General features: G+C 30.8%; 1 protein-coding gene. It reads right to left on the reverse strand.

What is annotated here, in order from left to right; genetic code table 11:
• Positions 1–84: 84 nt before the first annotated feature.
• Complete coding sequence (locus ACFIL8_RS12120; protein WP_375643821.1) at positions 85–615, reverse strand: hypothetical protein; 531 nt, start codon at positions 613–615, stop codon at positions 85–87.
• Between the last annotated feature and the right edge of the window lie 24 nt (positions 616–639).

Consider the following 639-nt stretch of genomic DNA (forward strand, 5'->3'; position numbering starts at 1 on the left):
AAGATCAAGAATTACTACATCTTGTGAGTTCGCTAAAGGTTGCTCTTAATGCGCTTCAAAAGTATTTTTCGCAAAATCGTGTAATTATCGATAAAAATCACTAATAATATCGAACAATACTTTGATTTCATGGTCTAGTTCTTTAATTTTTTCTTTTTGTGTAGCAATACGCATTTGAACTTCGGTAATGATTTCTAGAAGTCGAGATACCTTTTCATGTTTCTTAGATTGTCTTTCTTTATCTAACTCCTTCATTTTGGCTATTTCGGAGTCCATACTGCTGATCAAGAGACGAGATATATTATTTCGTTTTTTGATTAGATCGTGCCATTTTCTTGTAATTTTTACATGCTTTTCAAACATTGGTTTTGGTAGTAGCCAAATTTTTTTCAAGAAATACATCTTTTCTATCCATAGAATTTCGTAAAATTTTGTTTCCCACCAATAGTCAGTATTATACAGGTGCATATGGTATGCCTTCTCTCGTTCTATAATTTCTTTTGAGCAGAATAACTCCTTCGTATTAGCATATCCATTTGAAGGGGATATAAGAGACGTTATCAAAAGTGCGATAATTAATACGCTTCTAAATAAAGATTTTTTTATAAACATCATTTCTACCTTATATGTCTACCTTAA

The sequence above is a fragment of the Bartonella sp. AP57NXGY genome, from assembly GCF_042195805.1.
In the GTDB taxonomy this organism is placed as follows: Bacteria; Pseudomonadota; Alphaproteobacteria; order Rhizobiales; family Rhizobiaceae; genus Bartonella.

Excerpts from the sequence above, each read along its gene's own strand:
- ACFIL8_RS12120 (WP_375643821.1), bottom strand. The coding sequence starts at position 615 with ATGATGTTTATAAAAAAATCTTTATTTAGAAGCGTATTAATTATCGCA.